The sequence below is a fragment of the Citrobacter sp. RHB20-C16 genome, from assembly GCF_013890155.1.
Taxonomy (GTDB): domain Bacteria; phylum Pseudomonadota; class Gammaproteobacteria; order Enterobacterales; family Enterobacteriaceae; genus Citrobacter_A; species Citrobacter_A amalonaticus.
Genome location: NZ_CP057630.1, coordinates 2,023,680 through 2,043,396, shown reverse-complemented (window position 1 = coordinate 2,043,396; position 19,717 = coordinate 2,023,680). Strand labels below are relative to the sequence as shown.

Annotated in this window: 21 protein-coding genes and 1 pseudogene; 5 read left to right on the top strand and 17 right to left on the bottom strand. The window is 55.0% G+C overall.

From position 1 onward, the window contains the following. Positions 1 to 88: 88 nt before the first annotated feature. Entirely contained in the window at positions 89 to 262 is a 174-nt protein-coding gene (locus HVX64_RS09765) for a general stress protein (protein ID WP_043001044.1), read from the bottom strand. A 383-nt stretch (positions 263 to 645) separates the two neighbouring features. Between HVX64_RS09765 and wrbA the strand changes: the two genes are divergently transcribed. Then, positions 646 to 1,242, top strand: coding sequence for an NAD(P)H:quinone oxidoreductase (wrbA, locus tag HVX64_RS09760; protein WP_043001045.1), 597 nt, complete (start codon positions 646 to 648; stop codon positions 1,240 to 1,242). A gap of 20 nt (positions 1,243 to 1,262) precedes the next feature. Then, positions 1,263 to 1,490: a YccJ family protein gene (locus HVX64_RS09755; protein WP_042319758.1), complete on the top strand. Its 228-nt coding sequence runs from the start codon at positions 1,263 to 1,265 to the stop codon at positions 1,488 to 1,490. A gap of 36 nt (positions 1,491 to 1,526) precedes the next feature. On the opposite strand, the gene agp is transcribed toward HVX64_RS09755, so the two are convergent. The 16 genes and pseudogenes from agp to HVX64_RS09675 form a co-directional block, all read right to left on the bottom strand. Continuing rightward, a complete protein-coding gene (agp, locus tag HVX64_RS09750; protein ID WP_043001046.1) occupies positions 1,527 to 2,768 on the bottom strand; it encodes a bifunctional glucose-1-phosphatase/inositol phosphatase in 1,242 nt (413 codons plus the stop codon). Between the two features lie 87 nt (positions 2,769 to 2,855). Continuing rightward, positions 2,856 to 3,563: pseudogene (locus HVX64_RS09745) on the bottom strand (winged helix-turn-helix domain-containing protein). Between the two features lie 49 nt (positions 3,564 to 3,612). Further along, positions 3,613 to 4,371 carry a sulfite exporter TauE/SafE family protein gene (locus HVX64_RS09740; protein WP_044258064.1) on the bottom strand — a complete coding sequence of 253 codons (759 nt, stop codon included), beginning with the start codon at positions 4,369 to 4,371 and terminating at the stop codon, positions 3,613 to 3,615. A gap of 86 nt (positions 4,372 to 4,457) precedes the next feature. After that, positions 4,458 to 4,946 carry a MarR family transcriptional regulator gene (locus HVX64_RS09735; RefSeq protein WP_044258065.1) on the bottom strand — a complete coding sequence of 163 codons (489 nt, stop codon included), beginning with the start codon at positions 4,944 to 4,946 and terminating at the stop codon, positions 4,458 to 4,460. 24 nt (positions 4,947 to 4,970) lie between these two features. Beyond that, a complete protein-coding gene (locus HVX64_RS09730; protein ID WP_043001050.1) occupies positions 4,971 to 5,456 on the bottom strand; it encodes a TlpA disulfide reductase family protein in 486 nt (161 codons plus the stop codon). Next, on the bottom strand, positions 5,443 to 6,138 hold the full coding sequence (locus HVX64_RS09725) for an ABC transporter ATP-binding protein (protein WP_043001051.1): 696 nt from the start codon (positions 6,136 to 6,138) through the stop codon (positions 5,443 to 5,445). Before HVX64_RS09725 ends, HVX64_RS09730 begins: the two co-directional genes overlap by 14 nt. Positions 6,139 to 6,142: 4 nt before the next feature. Then, complete coding sequence (locus HVX64_RS09720; protein ID WP_044258067.1) at positions 6,143 to 7,273, bottom strand: FtsX-like permease family protein; 1,131 nt, start codon at positions 7,271 to 7,273, stop codon at positions 6,143 to 6,145. Continuing rightward, positions 7,263 to 8,546 carry an ABC transporter permease gene (locus HVX64_RS09715; protein WP_044258069.1) on the bottom strand — a complete coding sequence of 428 codons (1,284 nt, stop codon included), beginning with the start codon at positions 8,544 to 8,546 and terminating at the stop codon, positions 7,263 to 7,265. Before HVX64_RS09715 ends, HVX64_RS09720 begins: the two co-directional genes overlap by 11 nt. A gap of 2 nt (positions 8,547 to 8,548) precedes the next feature. Further along, positions 8,549 to 9,928, bottom strand: coding sequence for a Fe-S-containing protein (locus tag HVX64_RS09710; RefSeq protein WP_044258071.1), 1,380 nt, complete (start codon positions 9,926 to 9,928; stop codon positions 8,549 to 8,551). A 66-nt stretch (positions 9,929 to 9,994) separates the two neighbouring features. After that, entirely contained in the window at positions 9,995 to 10,522 is a 528-nt protein-coding gene (locus HVX64_RS09705) for an iron transporter (protein ID WP_042319779.1), read from the bottom strand. A 29-nt stretch (positions 10,523 to 10,551) separates the two neighbouring features. After that, positions 10,552 to 12,489 (bottom strand): FTR1 family protein, encoded by a 1,938-nt coding sequence (locus tag HVX64_RS09700; protein ID WP_054177336.1) that lies wholly within the window; start codon positions 12,487 to 12,489, stop codon positions 10,552 to 10,554. Positions 12,490 to 12,752: 263 nt separating this feature from the next. Continuing rightward, positions 12,753 to 13,505 (bottom strand): NADH:ubiquinone reductase (Na(+)-transporting) subunit C, encoded by a 753-nt coding sequence (nqrC, locus tag HVX64_RS09695; RefSeq protein WP_044258072.1) that lies wholly within the window; start codon positions 13,503 to 13,505, stop codon positions 12,753 to 12,755. 191 nt (positions 13,506 to 13,696) lie between these two features. Further along, positions 13,697 to 14,203: a protein disulfide oxidoreductase gene (locus HVX64_RS09690; RefSeq protein WP_044258074.1), complete on the bottom strand. Its 507-nt coding sequence runs from the start codon at positions 14,201 to 14,203 to the stop codon at positions 13,697 to 13,699. Continuing rightward, positions 14,193 to 14,816 (bottom strand): DsbA family protein, encoded by a 624-nt coding sequence (locus HVX64_RS09685; RefSeq protein ID WP_044258076.1) that lies wholly within the window; start codon positions 14,814 to 14,816, stop codon positions 14,193 to 14,195. The genes HVX64_RS09690 and HVX64_RS09685 overlap by 11 nt, the downstream gene beginning before the upstream one ends. After that, entirely contained in the window at positions 14,813 to 16,693 is a 1,881-nt protein-coding gene (locus HVX64_RS09680) for a protein-disulfide reductase DsbD domain-containing protein (protein WP_044258077.1), read from the bottom strand. The genes HVX64_RS09685 and HVX64_RS09680 overlap by 4 nt, the downstream gene beginning before the upstream one ends. Before the next feature lie 48 nt (positions 16,694 to 16,741). After that, positions 16,742 to 17,110 carry a copper resistance protein gene (locus HVX64_RS09675; protein WP_044258136.1) on the bottom strand — a complete coding sequence of 123 codons (369 nt, stop codon included), beginning with the start codon at positions 17,108 to 17,110 and terminating at the stop codon, positions 16,742 to 16,744. 181 nt (positions 17,111 to 17,291) lie between these two features. On the opposite strand from HVX64_RS09675, the gene cbpA reads away from it, so the two are divergent. The 3 genes from cbpA to HVX64_RS09660 all read left to right on the top strand — a co-directional run bounded on the left by cbpA (position 17,292) and on the right by HVX64_RS09660 (position 19,714). Further along, on the top strand, positions 17,292 to 18,212 hold the full coding sequence (cbpA, locus tag HVX64_RS09670) for a curved DNA-binding protein (protein WP_044258080.1): 921 nt from the start codon (positions 17,292 to 17,294) through the stop codon (positions 18,210 to 18,212). Then, positions 18,212 to 18,517, top strand: coding sequence for a chaperone modulator CbpM (cbpM, locus tag HVX64_RS09665; RefSeq protein WP_044258082.1), 306 nt, complete (start codon positions 18,212 to 18,214; stop codon positions 18,515 to 18,517). The genes cbpA and cbpM overlap by 1 nt, the downstream gene beginning before the upstream one ends. Positions 18,518 to 18,634: 117 nt before the next feature. Next, entirely contained in the window at positions 18,635 to 19,714 is a 1,080-nt protein-coding gene (locus tag HVX64_RS09660; RefSeq protein WP_044258084.1) for a 4Fe-4S binding protein, read from the top strand. The last annotated feature ends 3 nt before the right edge of the window (positions 19,715 to 19,717 follow it).

Genomic DNA, 19,717 nt, shown 5'->3' with positions numbered 1-19,717 from the left:
CAAAAAAAACCGCCGGAGTATCCGGCGGCGGTGGCGTCATCACGCAGTTAGGGGAGGCTGAACATGATGATCGACAAGTGCGGCAATGCTAGCTGTTACGGCTACCACCACTGCTCTTGCCCCCTTTTTTACCTGCTTCAGAGGCACGCTGCGGGTCATTTTTAAAATTCCCCCCGCTGTGCTGACCACCTTTCTTACCTGCTTCTGATGCTCTTTCGCGGTCTTCGGCAAAATTACCGGAACCGCCTCGATGGTTTGCCATTACTGACCTCCGTCATTGATTAGACATCATATTGCATAGGTACTGAGGAGTGACTCCTCACGCCACGGATGGCGGATGCCATTCACCTCGCGACGTGAAACTAAGCTTAGGCAATACAGAGCGTTCGGCCCGCCGCTGGTAATATCCTGCAACAGCTTAAGTCCGTGTTGAGAAATAATTGCCTCAGTTTATCAATAAGCCTTTCTTATGATTAGCAAAATTTAGCGGCGAGAAAATGTATCATTTTGCTACAAAACAGGCTGTCCTAAAATTTGTTATAAATCAAAGAAATGGTCGTGATATTTGCACTCTCAGCGCCACGTCATATCTTTAAAGAGGGTAGCGAATCGCTACAGACACGGTTAATACGAGGAGTAGTACAAATGGCTAAAGTTCTGGTGCTTTATTATTCCATGTACGGACACATCGAAACGATGGCGCACGCGGTAGCGGAAGGGGCAAACAAAGTGGACGGCGCAGAGGTCGTGATTAAGCGTGTACCGGAAACCATGCCAGCTGAAATTTTTGCCAAAGCCGGAGGCAAGACGCAAAACGCGCCCGTCGCCACCCCGCAAGAACTGGCGGATTACGACGCCATTATTTTTGGTACGCCAACGCGCTTTGGCAATATGTCAGGCCAGATGCGTACCTTCCTCGATCAGACGGGCGGATTGTGGGCGTCCGGCGCGCTGTATGGCAAACTCGCCAGCGTTTTCAGTTCTACCGGGACAGGCGGCGGTCAGGAACAAACGATTACGTCTACATGGACTACACTTGCCCATCATGGGATGGTGATTGTGCCCATCGGCTACGCCGCACAGGAACTGTTCGATGTTTCGCAAGTTCGCGGTGGTACGCCTTATGGCGCAACGACCATTGCCGGGGGTGACGGTTCACGCCAGCCCAGTCAGGAAGAGCTCTCTATCGCACGTTATCAGGGCGAATACGTTGCCGGTCTGGCAGTGAAGCTCAACGGCTAATCTTCAACGGGAGGATAAGAATGCCAACTCAAGAAGCGAAGGCTCATCACGTCGGTGAGTGGGCAAGTCTGCGCAATACATCGCCGGAAATAGCCGAAGCCATATTTGAAGTTGCCGGATATGACGAAAAGCTGGCAGAAAAAATTTGGGAAGAAGGCAGCGATGAAGTGCTCATCAAAGCCTTTGATAAGACAGATAAAGACGCGCTCTTCTGGGGCGAACAGACCATCGAACGTAAAAACGTTTAAGCCGTTAAATCCCCCGCTTACGCGGGGGAACCTCATTTATTTCGCCGCCTCATTCAGCAGCGCGTCAAACTTGTCGATCGGACAGAAACCGTTCGCATCAATCGGGCATCCTTTCAACTCCAGGGTCACGCGTTGCGCCGGGGCTTTCAGCGTCAGCACATCCGCATTACGCAGCTGCTCTGAACTCTGATACACATACTCAATTTTCATCAGATCGCGGTTGGCCTTCGTGTCATGCCAGCGCTGGAAGACAATTTTGCCGCCAATCGGCGTACGTTCGTTTTGATCATGTAACTGATAGGGTTTGAATTCCAGTGCGGTAAGCAGTGAGGCGATGTTTGAGTCATGCCCCACCAGCACGGTAATTTTCGGCGCTTTCGCCTGTTCGGTCACCAGCGCTTTGTCGATGTATTTCACCAGCGGTTTCGCCACGTTACGTGCGACCTCCGCAGAGGTAAACAGGCTGTCCTGATAGCCATTTTTCAGTTTCGACAACACCTTCCATTGCTGATCGGATTTAATTTCGCCCCAGGCCACCTGATCCATCGGGAATCCTTCGTAGTATTGCAGCGTGAAGGCGTCCACCAGCGAGTTCCCCACTTTCAGCGGTCCGGAGACACCGGGCTCCTGCTCATAGTTCGCGCTAAAGGTATCTTTAGCGTCAGTCAGCGAACACTGCTGTTTTTCCTTGCATGATGGCGAGTCTTTGTAGTTGATCATCTGTTCCAGCAACTTGTAGCTGTCATCAAGTTGCATCTGGCCGCGCTCTTTTTCCATCGCCTGTACGGCTTTCTCGCGGAAAGCCGCCGAATCATCGGTGATCACCGGGTTAAAGGTGGGGTCCATGGTGCCCATTTTTTCCTGGTGATGCACCGGAACATCGCAGCCAGGGAACGCGCCGGTGATAAAGAACTGGGCGGTCGCGACCGTACGCTGCAGACTGTTGGCATAGGTATAGACCGTATCCGGTGCCGGGCACTCGCCGGATTTCACCATCCCCTGCTCTGCCAGCCATTCACGCATGTAATGGCCCATATACACTTCCAGCACGCCACCTTTGGTGGTGAGCTGTCCGCCCGGCACATCCCATTCAGGCCATTTATTCGGAGTGGACTGCTCCAGCACGCTGCCATTGTTCGCCAGCGGCGCACGTAAGTTATGTCGACTCATCATCAATACTTGCTGTAGCTGATAGCCTTCCGGCGCCGTTTGTGCCTGCGCGGCAGAAGACACCATCACAACCCCTGCCACAGCGGCGGCAATTAACGATTTGTTCATCCCTACGACCTCGTGTTGTTATTCGTCATTCATAAGTGTGACAGATATATGACACATTTTTGGGAACGAGACCGCAAAAACGGGGATTCAGCGCATCATATTGATGCCAAATATCATTTGCAGCTTGCGGATCCCGGAGGGCGTGAAGGTGACCTGGCGGCTTCCCGGTGCTGTTTTGATCCACCGCTGCCCGGTAAGCCAGGTCAGTAGCGCCGCGCCAAGTACACCACCCAGATGATAACGTCGCTCGCTCCAGTCCAGACAGCCGCAGCTAAATTTGCGTCGCGACACGCTGGCCTGTACGACAATGCCCAGATCCGCCAGTTTCTCCTCACCCAGAGGCGTCAGGGTTTCGCCATCTGCCGTCAGCCACTGTCGGGAAACCAGCGTATCAAACAGTCTCACCGCCACTTCTCCGGCCAGATGGTCATAACAGGTCCGCGCCTGACGCAAACTCAAAGGCGTAGTGATTTTCCGCGATGCCGTTGATGTCCAGGCGACGCCCATCAGGCGCTCCAGCAGTTCCGCAATGTCTGCGCTTGCAAGGCGAAAATAGCGGTGCCGCCCCTGGGCGAGAGAAACCACGAACCGCTGCTCGCACAGACGGGCCAGGTGCGCACTGGCGGTAGACGGCGAGATATCCGCCACCGCGCTCAGTTCCGTCGCCGTCCATGCCCGGCCATCCATCAGCGCACACAGCATCCGGGATCACGATTTGTCCGCCATCACCGCCGCCGTCAGCGCCATTCGTGATTCGAGTTCGCCGTCTTCTTCATTTACGACTATTGACGTCATACTGACCTCTCAGCCTCGGGGAGGGGTTAACCATGGCACGATTTTGTCATTAAGTCACAGCACGGAGCATCATTTCGATACTTAGCCCCATCAGACAAAACAGAAAGCAACGTTTAAAGACAACGGGTGAGATGACCCGTCGGATACGAGTGCCTGCCCACTGGCCGAGCAGCGCCGGAACGATGGCGAATGCCGATAAGCTCAGCGACTGCACGGGGAGCGCGTCGTGCCACCACAGACCCAGTGCTAACGCCAGCGTGGAAAAGGTAAAAGAGATACCGAGCGCCTGAACCAGTTCATCCTTCTCAAAGCCCAGCGACTGGATCCACGGCACCGCCGGCATCACAAAGACGCCCGTTCCGCCGGTCAACAAGCCGGTAGCGAATCCGACAACCAGTGAGAGCGGTTTTTCACGCCGCGGTGCGATCGCAATTCGTTTTCCCGCCAGGGTCCAGAGCGCATACACCATCAGCGCCAGCCCGAGCGCAAACTGTGTGCGGGAAGTCTCGCCACCGGTGATCCAGACGCTGGCCAACAGTGTGGCAATCACCACCGTTAGCAGCATAGGCCAGAGTCGCTTCAGCAACATCCGGGTATTTCCACCGCCGCCAAACTGAAACAGATTGCTGATAAGCGAAGGTAACAACAGCATAGCCGCCGCCGCAACCGGAGAGATCAGCGAGCCGAGGATCCCCATTGCCACAGTAGGCAGCCCCATGCCGGTGACGCCTTTCACCATCCCCGCAAGAACAAAGGTTAAGGCAATCATCACAACCTGGTCGGGGTCGAATGCAAAAAGAAGGGTCATGCTTCAGCGTCCTGTAAGGAGAAGATGACCTATCCTGAATGCTTGCGACGATGCTTGCTTCGTCAGCGAACGAAATGTGGTTTCCGCTATTCAGAGATAATGACTTCATGGCGGATGTTACGCGCGCAGTAGGCTGTCCCGTCTTTGAGATACAGTTCCTGAAAACGGCTGTTATCCATCGGTTGTTGCAGTCGCGTACGCTCGGTATCGACAAACTCTTTTTGCACGCGGTAATGCACCGCATCCTGTGTTTCGAACGCGATAAACTCGCGGGTGGCATAGGGCTTATGTTTCAGTTTGACATAGACGATGTACTGCACCGTGCTGAACGTAAGCCCGGTTCGCACGGCAATCTCCTTCATGGTCAGCGGTTCATCGGATTCATACAATGCCTGAACCTGTTGAATTCTCTTCTGGCTATACGTCGATACACGCAAACTGAGTTTCAGCCGGTAAGCCATATTGCGCACCACCGTCACATTGGTGCACAGCATCTGCGCAATGTGTTGCGTCGAGAGGACGCCCGCGTTTTCACGCAGGAGAGCCAGGCTCTCGTCGTTCCAGATAAATGCCATCAGCGGTATCCCTCCACCGAAAACTTATTGCCCCGCGAGACGGGCGAACGTGGCGGCTAATTCCGCCGGTTTACGCATTCCCTGATGCCACTCCAGCACCCGGCCTTGTGGATCAATCAGGACCGAGGTCGGTGTGCCGATGACCTGGTATCGTTCCTGAGTGATTTTCATCTGATCGCGAAGGACCGGATACGACACCTGGTGCTTCGCCAGTAGCGCATCCAGGTTGACCGTACCCGGATCGGTATTCACCGCCACCACTACCACGCTATCGCCCCATTTCTGGCTGAGCGTTTCCAGCGAATCCATCTCCGCCAGACAACCACCGCAGCCTGCCGACCAGAAATTGAGGTAGATGGATTTTCCCTGCCAGCGATCCAGTCCGGACTCCTGGCCTTGTAAATCGAAGGCCGCCAGCGCCGGAGCCGTTTCGCCGACAGCCAGCTTTTCCTCTTTACAGCCACTGAGCAATACCGCCAGTGAGAGAATGAAAACGTTAAGCCAGCGCATGTTGCATCGCCTCCTCTCCCAGATACTTTCCGTGTTGCAGACGCAAAATGCGATCGGCAAACTGCCCAAGCGCCGGGTTATGCGTCACCATGACTATCGTGCGCCCCTGGCGGTGCAAATCAGTAAGCAAATCCAACACCCGCTGTTCATTCTCTTCATCGAGGTTGCCTGTCGGTTCATCCGCGAAAATGACCGGCGGCTCATTCACCAGCGCCCGCGCAATACAGACACGCTGCTGCTCCCCACCGGAAAGCTGGCTGGGTAAATGGGTGACGCGGTGCCCAAGGCCGACCTGTTCCAGTACTTTTCTGGCTGCTGCCTCGTCCACCACGCTGTGGTAGTGCTGCGCCAGCATGATATTTTCCAGCGCGGTTAAAAAGGGAATGAGATGGAATTGCTGGAACACCAGGCCAATCTTCTCGGCGCGAAAACGACGCCGTCCCTCTTCATCCAGCGCGGCGGCGTCCGTACCCTCAAGAAACACCTGACCTTCCGTTGCGGTATCCAGACAGGTGAGGATGTTCATCAGCGTCGTTTTCCCGGAGCCGGAGGCCCCCATGATGGCGACAAACTCCCCTTGCGTAATTCGCAGGTTAATATCATCCAGGGCGGTAACGTCGCCAAACCGTTTATAGAGGTGACGTGTTTCGATCGCCACCTGTGGAATCTGCGTCACGGACATGGCGCTACTCTCCTTTCAGCACGTTAGCGGGTTCGACGCTGACCGCACGCCGTACCGGAACAATCGCCGCCAGAATGGCGACCAGTAAAGACAATACGAGGGTGATGGGCAGCACCGGCAGACGCAGCGAGATCGCCGCGTTGAATACCGTCAGTCCCAACAGTTGCGCCAGCAAATACCCCAACAACCAGCCGCACACTACGGCCGCAAGGGCGATAATGCAGGTTTCCAGCAAGATTTGCCGTACGATGTCGCCATTGCTGGCACCCAGCGCTTTTTGCAGAGCGAACTCGCGGGCACGCTCGCCGACTATCGCCATCAGGGTGGTATTCACGCACAGGGAAGAGAGCGCCAGAATCACCAGCGATACCAGTCCCATCAGCCCTTTGATCTTATCCAGCACCTGTCCTTCTGAAGCGGAGACTTTACGCACCGGGCGAATCTCCAGATCCGGATACTGGCTTTGCAACCGGCTGGCATAGCGATCAACCTGGCCAACATCATTACTGACGCTCAACAGGCCGTGGCTGATTTTCCCCGGCTGATGCAGCCAGGCTTGCGCCACGTCGAGGCTGACGATCAGCATGTTGTCCGTGGCGTCACCGGCTTCGACAATGCCTTTAATCTGCAGGTTTTTCCGCTGGTTATGATCGACTAGCGTGACGTTATCGCCGGGCTGAACGTTGAGGCGCTCCGCCAGCTTGATGCCAATCATCGCGTTGCGATCGTCGAAGCTGACGCCAATCCAGCTCCCCTGAACCTGCCAGTAAGGCACCAGTTTTTGCAACGATTCAAACCAGACGCCGACGATCACCACTTTTTCCAATTCGGTACGCGCCATGCCGTATAACCACGGACTGGCACCGTGAACCAGCCCCGCTGGCGCATCATCCAGAAGGGTCTGTAGCTCCCGCTGTGGCATACTCGCGCCGTGCCCCGGACCGATGTAGAAGTTGGCGCCGAAGGTGCGTAACTCTTCACTCATTTTAGTATTGATGTCGAACCATACCGCGCTCAGCGCCGTCACGATGGTCGCCCCCACCATCAGCGCGGCAAAAACCACGCTGACCCGCTGAAAACGCAGGCGCAGCGCCCGCCACACCAGCAGCCAGAGCATTGTCCGTTTAGCGGCCATACAGCACCTCCACGGGATACAGTCGCGCAATGCGCCGCGCCGGGAACCAGGTTCCGATCAGGGCAATCAACATCGCAACCACCAGTACACACGGCACCACAATCCACGCGAATTCAAGCGGTGCGTCGAACAGCATCACGCCAATCGCTTTCGCCAGCCCCCATCCGGCAACGCATCCCAGCGCCCCGCCAGCCAGCCCACTGGAAGCGGCTTCGAGGTAGAACAGCAGCATGATCTGCCACTGACGCGCGCCAAGCGCCTTCATCAGACCGATCTCTTTGGCGCGTTCCATAATGGTGCTGGTCATCAGCGAGGCGATCCCCATTGCCGATGCCGCCAGCGCGGCAATCGTCACCACCGCCATCAGCAACTGAATTTTGTCAATCACCACCCCTTCAGAGGCGGCGACTTGCCAGACCGGGCGCACCTCCGCCCCGGAGATCGCCTCCTCCAGTTGGTGGGCGATAGAAGAAACATAAGCAGTGCAGTACCAGAGGTCGTACTCTTCCGCATTAAGCGCATCCAGATTTTCCCGCGCGCGACGTGAAAGCTCATTTTCCGGTACCGTCAGCGCCGAAACACGAATGGCCTGCACCTTGCCGGGCAACCCCAATAGCGTCTGCGCTATCGCGAGCGGCATCACCAGTTGGTTATCTTCCTCGCCGCCGCTGGAGAGGATCCCGCTGACGGTGACAGGCACTGTTGTATCCGCGTTGTTTAATACCAGCGTATCACCCGCTTTCCATCCTGTTTGTCGCGCCAGCGCATGCCCCACGAGCGTTTGCGGTGGACTGTTCTCGCCTTCCTGCGGCCAGTCGCCGGTCACCTGCCAGAACGGGCTAACCGTTTTCTGTCCGGTTTCATATCCCTCTTCATCCGGAATATCGACCGGTTGGCTGAAGAACGTCCCGAGAATGCGCACCGCGTTATCGTTCACGGTGACTTCACCGCCCAGCATCGGCGCAAAACCGACAATGTTATTGCGCCAGAAAATATCTTTGATATTCGGCAATTCAGCTTCATCAAGGAAATCCTGCCCAGAGAGCGGATTACTGCTTTCGCTAAACAGCGCAGGCAATGCCGCTTGTCCGGCAGGCTCAATCAGGATGTTTGCGCCGTAGGATTTGAGCTCCCTCGACATTTTGTCACCGATATCGATCGACACCGCCAGCAGCGCCGAGATCAGGCTGGCTGCAAGAAAGACCGTGATAATCGCCAGCCCTTTACGCCGCAGGTTGCGTCCCCAGGATTGTCGTAACATTCGCCACAGCATCGTTACTCCTCCCTCAGTTCAGCAGGAACAAACTGTTCCGGCGTTTGACGAAAACGGTCATAGTTCTCTTCGGAGGAAAAGAACCAGGTCTTACCGCCGTAGCTGTACTTGAAGTCCGCCGAGGTATTGGTCAGCGTTGAACCATCAACCGGATCGGTCACCTGAATGGTCATCACCGTCGAGAAGTAGTTCACGCCAGCGGCCAGTTCTTTACCGGGGATCACTAACTCTTTTTCATCGTTGTGCCAGTTTTCAATCGGTACCGGATTGCAACCGCCGGGTTTGCCAATGGAAGGGATAAAAATATGTACCCCACAGGCGACGCAAATGACCTGATTGCCTTCCATCACATAGCCCTGATCGCCGCACAATAGACAGGCATCAAACACCACGCCAAAGCGCAGTTTGTCGGGATAACGGTTGATGATGAAAAAGCGCACGGCTTTGCCATCGTCAGCCACCCAGACAAAGCGATGCAACTTACCGTCCCGCAGTTGTTCAACCGGCAGATGAATACTGCCGTCGCTGGCGAGCGTTACCGGGATGGCTTGCGAAAGCTGCGGCGGCTGAGACGCGACGTTGTCCCACCACAGTTGCCCGGCAATCACCACCACGGCACAGCCGAGGGTGACCAGCCAAAGCCGTAGCGCATTACGCCGCTGCGCCAGCGCCAGGCGATGTGCAATCGGTTCTTCTGTTGCCCGCGTCTGACGATGGGCGCTCAGCAACGACGGCAGCCAGCACAGCGCCAGGAGCAGCAGTAATCCCACCGCCATCCAGTTATAGGCTGGCGCATTATTGGTCACTTTCGCCACAAAGCTCAGCAGCGATTTCGCCAGCGGCAGTACCTGTAGCTTCATCAACAGCAACAGCAAATTACCGCTTAACGGCAGCCACAGCATGACCAGCAGAATGAGGGTGAATGGCCAGTACAGCACGCGGATTCGGCGCAGCAGCATGGCGCAAAGCACGCCAGCCAGACAAAGGATCGCGAAGGCGAGCACCACTGCCGTCAAATTCAGCAGCAGTTCAGTATTCAGGACATGCGTGCTGGTTAAGCCACCGAGATTCGGATCGAGCGCCCAGTGACGCGCTGCGCCAAAGACCAGAATCCCTTGCCACAAATAGCGCACACGGTTTCCCGCCCACCAGAAGCTGAGCACAAACAGCAACGTGACCATCACTTCCGTTCCGACCAGTAACAGCTGTACCGGTTGTGAACCGCGCAGCGTCAGTCCTGCCAGCACGCCGGCCGCCAGACCAATAAGCAGCGTCCAGCCCAGAGGGCGTAAGGAAGGGGGATCGTTTCGACTCCAGAGAACGCCGGAGAGTAACGCGATGCAGAAAAAGACCTGTAACGTGGTGACGAAAAAGTAACTCATGACATCGACTCAGAACAGCGGATTGACTCGGCCGGGATGAGTTAGCATCCCGGCGCATCGGTTTTCTTAGTTCAGACCGACGTATTTAAATTCGTAGCTCACATCAAACGGTTTCCACCAGCGACCGACACCAGTGTCACTGTCGGTGTGACGGTGCATCCCCGCTTTTGACGGCGGTTCAATGTGGTAAGTCACTTTGTAGTTGCCCACGCCCATCATCTTGACGTTCGCGCCATAGTGAGGGCCATCGCTGGCGACCATCGGCATAAACGTTCCTTCCTGTTTTTCACCGGTATCGCTGTTGACCAGGGTGTAGCTGATGGTCAGATAGGGGATCCACTCTCCTGCGCCAAAGCCGTTTTTGCTGCCTTCGACCGCGTGAATATCCGCCTCAAGGTGAATATCGGCTTTGGCTGCCGGTAAGCCCATGCCGCGCGGCTCCATATCAATCGGCTGCAGATAAACGGCGGCCAGCTCCATTTCATTCATCACGACAGGCTCGCCTGCCGGGTACTCTTTAAAGGCGAACGCTGCCGGTGCGGTGAAAATTCCGGCCATCACTGCGCTGGCAATCAGGGTTTTCTTCATGGTCATCAGACATATCCTCTCGTCTAAAATCACAACTACAGAGTGTTTTTTATTGTTTCCCCAGGAACGGCGCTTTTTCGCCGCATAACCCACAGCGCAACCAGCGCAGCGAGCAGCAATACGGCCTGCGGTAACAGCGTTTCCACATAGGGATAAATCCCCAGCCAGCTGATTTCCGGGAAACCGTTAATCAACGTTGGCTGGAACAGTTTGCCTTCCACCAGCTCCAGTACACCTTTGCCCGCAAACACGAAGGCCATCAGGTACATGAAACTGCCGGTAAACATAAAGAAGGGTTTCAGCGGCAAACGCACCACCGAATAACGCATGACCAGCCACGCCGCCAGTAACACGACACAGCCAATAACAAAGCCCGCGCCAATCGCCATGTGTCCGGCGACATCTTTGGCATCGCCGATCAGGGCGTAGTAGAACAGAACCGTTTCGGCGCCTTCGCGATAGACCGCGAGGAAACTAGTCAGCCACAGCCCCACCAGCGACCCTGTCGTCAGTGAGTGGGACAGCTTGCCTTCCAGCCAGGCCTTCCAGTGTCGGGCTTCCACTTTGGACAGCAGCCAGTAGCTCATGAAGAACAGCATCACGACCGCAATCAACATCGTGATGCCTTCCAGCAGTTCCCGACTGGCGCCCGAGTTGGTGAACAGCAACTGGAAAATCACTGCGGTGATTACGCTGGCGACCAGGGCTACGATCACTGACTGGCGAATCAGCGGCAGCTTATCCTGATGATTGTTTTTCACCATGTAGGCGACAATCGCCGCCACGATCAGCAGGGCTTCCAACCCTTCACGGACGATGATCATCAGGCTGTAAAGCAGCAGACTCCATTGCGTCTCTTCTCCTTCGCCAAGCATCGTCACCGCTTTTTGCAGATCCTGCTCGAGCGCGCTCGCTTCTGACTGGAGTCTTTCTGCCGGTTGACCAGCCTTCATCAAGCTGACCAGACGGGTGAAGTAGGCTTCCAGCGTGGTTTTGAACGCCGAATCACGGGAGCCGATTTTGTTTTCCATGCCGCTGGCTTCGAAGCGATCGAAATAGCTGTCCTGAACATCCAGAATGGCATTCTGCGTCTCGCCGCGTTGATACCGCGCAATAGCGTCCTGAATGCTCTGATTGATTCCGCCCGCCACTTCACCCCAGTTTGTCCGCGTACTCTCCTCCGCCGCCGGACCGTTGTCTGCGGTTTGTGGGGCTGCAATCAGCTGATCGTCGCGGGTTGTCGGTAAGCCTGGCAGAATATCCTCAATATCCTGTAAGAGCGTGGTGACCTGATAAGAGACGTCGTTGAGGCGATCGGGTTGAGCGGCAAGTGCAATCAGCGCGGAAAACTGTTGGTTGATGGCTGCGGCATCTTTGGCTGAGCGATTCTGCCTGACCGACATTTCCATCTCAGAGTTTTTGAATCCCTGATAGTGCGCCTGCTGGACATGCTGACTGGCCGTAGCGTAGTTCCCGGCCTGATAGTCATTCACCGCCTGGGCCAGCAGATCGTCGATAATACGGACGCTCTCTTGCCAGTGAACAGCGATATCCGTTCGGGTGAGCGCGCTGTGCTGCTCTTCCGCCACCAGTCGGTGTCCGCCGTCCAGCACCGGTTCGACTTCTCGTAGCGATGCCTTCAGCCAGTCGATTTTCGACTGCACATCAGCGAGCGGTTTTTTCTCGCCAATCATCCGCCGGATTTCACCGAAGGCGCTCTCCATTTCGTAACTTTTACTGGCGGAGATGTTGATGCGGATGGGGCCTTCGAGATTTTCAAACACCTCAAAGTAGGCCATTTGTACCGTGCGGCGCGCCTCATCGGTGCGCTGTTGAGAATAAAGTTCTGCTGTTTTATCAAGGCGTTGCTCAATATCCTCAATAAACGGAGCATAGTTTGTCGCGGCCCATACGCTAACGCTTATGAGCAGACTGAAGAGAGTTACCAGCAGTGAGAGGCAAAACTTACGCACGATACGCACCAAATAACACAAATGATAATTATTATCATTATCGATTTTTGCTGGCGTTGTACATGACCTGGATCATAAAAATGTCAACGGGTGACAAGTTATGTAAATTTATTTCATTGATATGTGATGGAGGGCGAAATCTGACGGCGGGTAATATACGCCCCCGACCGTCAGGAATTAAATGTTACGTTGCGTAAATCCGTAAAAAATGAGTGATACTGCGCCTACAGGCTTAAAGTAAATTATCCGCAGGTACACTTGATTCAGCGATACAACATCTCCGGGTCTTGTTTCAGTCGCTGCAAAAATGGGCCATAACCCTGCTCACTGATCCAGTAGTTAATACTCTTTTCAACGCCCATTGACGTCAGCGTCGCACCAGAAATACCATCAACGGTATATTCATTATACTTCCCTGATTTCTCCTGAACTATTTTCAACGCCGGCGTTCCATTATCATCAGCCACCTTTTTCCCCGGCCATTGTTGACGCCAGCTTTCATCTTTCACTCTGGCCCCCAGAAATGGCGTCTCCCGCTGCTGATAATAATACAGATTGTTCACCGTACGACCGTCCAATCCCAAAGAGAGAAATGCATGCATCATCGATTTCGCTCCTTTGCCCGAAACAGGAATGATAACCTGCTGAATCTTATTATACTTATCTTTTACCAGATAAACTTCCGCCAGCGAACAGCGTTGACGAATCTGTGCAGGGTCCTGCTCCGGAGCGAGTTTTTTACATCCTTGTGCGGCCGTTTTATCCGTCACCCACTCGCCGGAATCGAGATTCACCGTGCGCACGATAATCGCACGATGATATAAACTCTCAATCGATTTTTTATCCTGAGCATCCGTCTTAAGTAAGCCCGCAGCCTGTAAAACAGCAGTTTTTTTTTCTTCTTCCGTCGGCGCCGTCATTTCCCCCTGAAACAACATAAACCAGGCGATCGCAATCAGAAAAATAAGAACACAAAGCACCATCATTGATGCAATAATAACTTTACCCTTGCGCATTTATTTATAATCCCTGTAAGCATTAACATCGTTATATCGCTACATGATATGCCATTACTCCTTGTCATTTGCAATGATAAAAACCGCGAAAATATAGATTCACCCCGTTTACTTTCTGCCTTAAATATTTAAATCACATGGTGTTACGGCTATTTTATGGTGTAAAAAAACCGGGTTTCCCCGGTTTTGACTCAACTGATTTTCGCCCACCCTAGCCGCAGGCGCATCCCCCAGTAGCTGGTCCAGCCGCTGGTCGTAGAAACCACCTGCCCTTTTGACAACACAATCAGCGTGGGGGTGACGCTGATATCCCAACTGCGGGAAAGTGCGCCATTAGCATCGTTGACCACGGGAAAAGAGATCCCTTTACGCGCCAGCCAGCGCGCAATCGTCTGTTCATCTCCCGAACGCAGCGCGATGGTCAGCACCTTCTCCCCTTGTGCCTGCAAGCGGGCAACGTCCGGTGTGGTATAGCGGCAAACGCCACACCAGGTGGCCCAAAAATAGATCAGTAGCGGCTCTTCCTCACTTAATGCCGCCAGCGTTACCCGTTCGCCATCCAGCGTGTAAAGCGGTGTACTGTCGAAAGCCGTTGGTGCCTGTGGCGCGCGCCAGGCATCCATTAGCCACATTCCACCAGCCAACAGGAGCAAAAAAAACACACCTTCGCGCAGCCATCGCCGCAACTTACTGACCATTTGCCACCGCCAGTTTTTCTTTAACGACTTCTTCAAGCACCTCCCAGGAGACGGCCCCCGGGATCAGCTCATCACCAACGATCGTCGCGGGTGTTCCCTGAACGCCGACGAGTCGCGCCAGTTGCAGATTGGTACGTAGCGTTTCATTGCTTTTTTCATCCAGTATGACCGGGCTGGCCGCCGATTTTTCCTGCGCCTGTTTAATGCTGACGTCAGTGTGGTATCCCTTCTTTTGCATCAGCTTTTCATGCAGCGCGAGGAACTGATGTGGATGCTCACGCCAGGTGGTGAGCGCCGTCCGCGCAGAGAGCACCGAGCTTTCGCCTTTAAACGGCAGCGGTTTGATAATCACCGCCACGTCAGGGTATTTCGCCACCAGTTTTTCCAGCAGCGGATCAAGCTGTTTGCAGTACGGACAGTTGTAGTCGGTAAAATTCACCAGCGTCAGTTTTGCCTGTTTTGCGCCAAATCGCGGACTGGCCGGATCGTTAAACAACGCCTCCTGAATGAGGGCTTCGATCTGTTTTTCTTGCTCCGGGGTAAACGGCGCGGCATCTTTGGCATGGCTGAACGCGCTGAACAGGGTAAATAACAGGATGATCAGGGATTTCAAGGCATTTCTCCTTTCGCTTTAGCCAGTGTTTCTAACAGACCGTCGCGCGTTAATAACGTCGGCAGCGCCTGACCTTTCGGTAAGCCGGGACCATAGATTTGGTTATACGGTACGGCAACCTGGCCGCGTGATTTCAGAAACGCCGTAATGTCATCAGACGGCAGCGTCCAGTCGCCGCGCAGGGCCACGACATCCGGTTGCTGTAGCGCCGCCTGCACCGCGTCGGTGTTCAGCACGTTATATTTATTGACCTTGCAGGTAATGCACCAGTCGGCGGTCACATCGATAAATACGCGCTTATTTTGCGCAAGCGCGTCGGTGATCGCCTGCTCGCTAAGCGGCTGCCAGCGGACACTCTCTTTCGCCGCACTGTGGGAGGTAAAACCCAGATGAGGCAGAAGTAGCGTTGCCAGCCAGAGGGCCGAACCGAGCATCATTAAGCCGAGCAAGCGTCGCAGTCCGTTCATCCAGCGTCCCGGTCGCGGCAGACGAAGCGCCAGACCCGGACGCAGGGCGACCAGCAACCACGGCAGACTCATCCCAACGCCGAGGGCGAAGAAAAGCCCCCACAGCACGGGCAGCGATGCCGTCAGCGCCACCGCCACGGCTGTACCGAGAAACGGTGCGCTGCACGGTGTCGCCAGCAGCGTGGCAAACGCGCCCTGCCAGAAATGTCCCACCAGGCCGTTACCACCGTAAGTCGCCAGTCGGGTGGTCATTGATGACGGCAGGCGAAATTCAAACAGGCCGAACAGACTGGCGCTGAAGGTCAGCATCACCAGCACCATCGCGCCAATAAACCACGGATTCTGGAACTGGATACCCCAACCGAGCGCCTGATTGCTCAGTCTTAGCACGGTCATCAGTAATGCCAGCGCCATGAAGGAGATCAAAATCCCCCCGACCGACGCGAGGAACTGCCGTCGTATCTGGTGGCGGTTTTTCTCCTCAACGAGCAAAATCGAACCCAGCTTCATCCCCAGCACCGGCAATACGCAAGGCATCAGATTAAGGATCACGCCTCCCATCAGCGCCATAAGAACCACCTGCCAGAGCGGGAGTCTGGCGGATTCTGTCACCGGCGCATCACCCACGATAAGCTGGCTCTCCTGCGCCACACCGTTATCCGCCAGCACCAGCGTGAGCGATTTACCGCGTAAATTCGGCGCCCCTTCCCCCCAGCTATCGTGAACCGGCACCGTCGCGTGCAGTCTGTCGCCATCGACCCGGATCAGCGGTTTAGCAAAATCCGTGTCCTCTACGCTATCGAGGAACAGCTCGGGTGCGGTCCAGCCACCGCGGCGCTGCGCCTCGATCACCAACTCGCCGTCACGCGCACCAGCGATCAGGGTTTGAGTCAGCCCCTGCGCCAGGGGCACACGTCCCATCGCCTGAGCATAATCATGCGCAAATCCGGCATCCTGTTGAGAGGCCGTAAGCGAAAACGGGTAGTCGGTCAGCAGACACACGTTGCTACAGGTAGAGAGCGTCAGCACACCGGCAATGCGGTCGGGAGTGTGTCCCCGGACGGCCAGCGGAAACGTGACCTGTTTGTGATAGCCCTGGGTGGTCATACCGGCGACGTCAAAACGGTCCGGTGTCGGCCAGAACCAGTCCACCACGGGCATCTCTCCTTGCCAGGCAATGGCAGGTGCAACGCCGCCTTCCCCCGGCGAACGCCAGTATGTCTTCCAGCCGTTTTCCAGTTTGACGTCGATCAGCAGACGGGTTTCCCCCTGTGCTGACGTATCGGCACGCAGTCGTACGCTGGCATGATCGTTCTGCGGGGAACGCAGCCAGCCGCTCTCTGCCGCCCACGATGCGGGCAGCCAGAGTAATAACAGGCAGATCAGTCCCTGCCTGAAGGCATACATCATAATTTTTCTCCATGAATGATTAACTTACTGTACGAAACAGCCGGTCTGTCATTCGCGGAAAACGCAGAATCTGAGATGGACCCGAAGTCTGGGGGGAGAAATAACGCGTTGTGGGAAGAACGGTAAGCGTACGGTCCTGAACGGCGTTAACAAGGCAAGGAGTAAACAGAGCGCGAGGATCGCGCCTTCAAAAACGACCGGAGGCGCGGCAAGCAGCGATTTCGCACTGAGCTCGCACGGAGTCACGGGAGATGCTTCCTCTGTCACGGACGTCGGCGACGCCGTCGCCGTCGCCGCGATCGCGGTGGTCTCCATCTGCAACGCATGCAGGCCCGCCATGCGCTGCGCGGTACAGACCATCACCACGACACATGCCAGGCAGAGGAACCACCATCCCATCCGTTGACGTTTCGCCATCACACCCTCACTCATTGACGCGAGTTATCTTAACGGCTGGCGTGTTTTACGCAACCTTTGGGCTGTAAAGATATGTTGTTTCGCTGGTTGGCATTCATCCTCGACAGGATTACCCTACACTTATCGATGACACCTTTTAAGGGATCCCTTTAGCCTGTATTGATTAACCCGAGAGAACGCTATGGAATTAAAGGATTATTACGCCATCATGGGCGTGAAACCGACGGACGATCTCAAGACTATCAAGACCGCTTACCGCCGACTGGCCCGCAAATATCATCCCGATGTCAGTAAAGAACCCGATGCTGAAGCCCGCTTTAAAGAGGTCGCTGAAGCCTGGGAAGTGCTGAGTGATGAGCAGCGACGCGCGGAGTACGATCAGCTCTGGCAACACCGCAATGACCCGCAATTCAACCGTCAGTTCCAGCAGGGAGAGAACCAGAGTTACAACGCCGAAGACTTCGACGATATCTTCTCCTCTATTTTTGGTCAGCACGCGCGTCAGTCTCGCCAGCGCCATGCCAGCCGTGGACATGATATTGAAATTGAAGTCGCGGTTTTTCTTGAAGAAACACTCGCTGAACACAACCGGACCATTAGCTATAACCTGCCGGTCTACAATGCGTTTGGCATGATTGAACGTGAAATTCCAAAAACCCTGAATGTGAAAATTCCGGCGGGTGTCGGCAATGGTCAGCGTATTCGTCTGAAAGGCCAGGGGACGCCGGGTGAAAACGGTGGACCGAATGGCGATTTATGGCTGGTAATCCACATCGCGCCACATCCCCTGTTTGATATCGTTAACCAGGATCTGGAAATTGTGGTCCCGCTCGCCCCATGGGAAGCCGCGCTGGGCGCAAAGATTGCCGTCCCCACGCTGAAAGAGAGCATTCTGGTCACCATTCCCCCCGGCAGCCAGGCCGGACAACGTTTACGCATCAAAGGTAAAGGTCTGGTCAGTAAAAAACAGACCGGTGATTTGTATGTCGTGCTGAAGATCGTGATGCCGCCTAAACCGGATGAACGTGCGACTGCGCTGTGGCAGCAACTGGCAGAGGCACAGTCAGGATTTGATCCGCGCAAAGATTGGGGGAAAGCATAATGGCTAACGTCACCATCACTTTTACGGTTACCGAATTTTGCCTGCGCACCGGCGTGACGGAGGAAGACCTGAACGAGATCGTGGGTCTGGGCGTCATCGAACCTTACACCGAAACGGCGGACAGCTGGCAGTTCGACGATCATGCCGCCACTGTGGTACAGCGCGCCCTGCGGTTACGTGAAGAACTGGCGCTTGACTGGCCGGGGATCGCCGTGGCGCTCACGCTACTGGAAGAGAACGCACGTTTACGACAAGAAAACCGCCTGCTACGACAGCGGCTCGCGCGTTTTATTACTCATCTATAAATATTGGGCAGCGTAAGCTGCCCAATTATCAGGCAATGATATAAATCAACGCTGGCTCAACGGGATAGCCGTACGATAGTAGCATTCAAAATGCCACTTTATGGACGTCAGAAGGCAATGAGCGAAAAAAGCAGAAAGCGCTGGCAACGCCGCCCCGGAACAACGGGCGGTAAACTGCCATGGAACGACTGGCGTAATGCCTCTACCTGGCGCAAAGCTACGCAGTGGCTGCTGATGGCGATCAATATTTATATTGGCGTGACGTTTTACTACTGGGTGCGTTATTACGAAACCGGCGGCACCAGTCTGTACGTTTCCCGACCTGGCGGCATTGAAGGCTGGCTGCCCATCGCAGGCCTGATGAACCTGCGCTATACGCTGGAAACCGGCATCCTTCCCCCTGTTCACGCCGCCGCCATGCTGCTGCTGGCCGCGTTTATGCTGGTAAGTCTGTTGCTCAAAAAGTCGTTCTGCTCGTGGCTGTGCCCGGTAGGTACGTTGTCTGAACTCATCGCCGATGTGGGTAAGAGATTGTTTGGTCGCAATTTTACGTTGCGCCGTTGGCTGGATATCCCTCTGCGCAGCCTGAAATATCTGCTGCTGGCCTTTTTTCTCTACATTTCGCTGTCGATGCCAGCGCAGGGCATTCAGTATTTTTTAATGTCGGCCTACGGGATTATTATCGATGTGAAGATGCTCGATTTCTTTCGCAATATCGGCACGATCACCCTGCTGAGCGTCGCCCTTCTGGTGGTCATAAGTCTGTTCATTCGCAACGCGTGGTGCCGTTATCTGTGTCCCTATGGCGCCTTGCTCGGGCTGCTTTCCCTGCTCTCACCATTCAAAATCCGCCGCAATGCGCAAAGCTGTATTGATTGCGGGAAATGTGCCAAAAACTGCCCGTCGCAAATCCCGGTGGATAAGCTGATTCAGGTGCGAACGGTTGAATGCACTGGCTGTATGACCTGTGTGGAATCCTGTCCGGTGGCTTCAACGCTGACATTTTCCCTGCGGACACCAACGGGAAACGCTGAAATACGGCGAGGAACATTATCGGGTATGGCGATGACACTGCTGGTACTCGGCATAATGTTTGCCATTATCGCATTCGCGATGCTAATGGACGTCTGGAACAGCCCAGTGCCGGATCACCTCTACTTCCGGTTGATCCCGGAAGCGAGAATGATTGGTCATTAATGG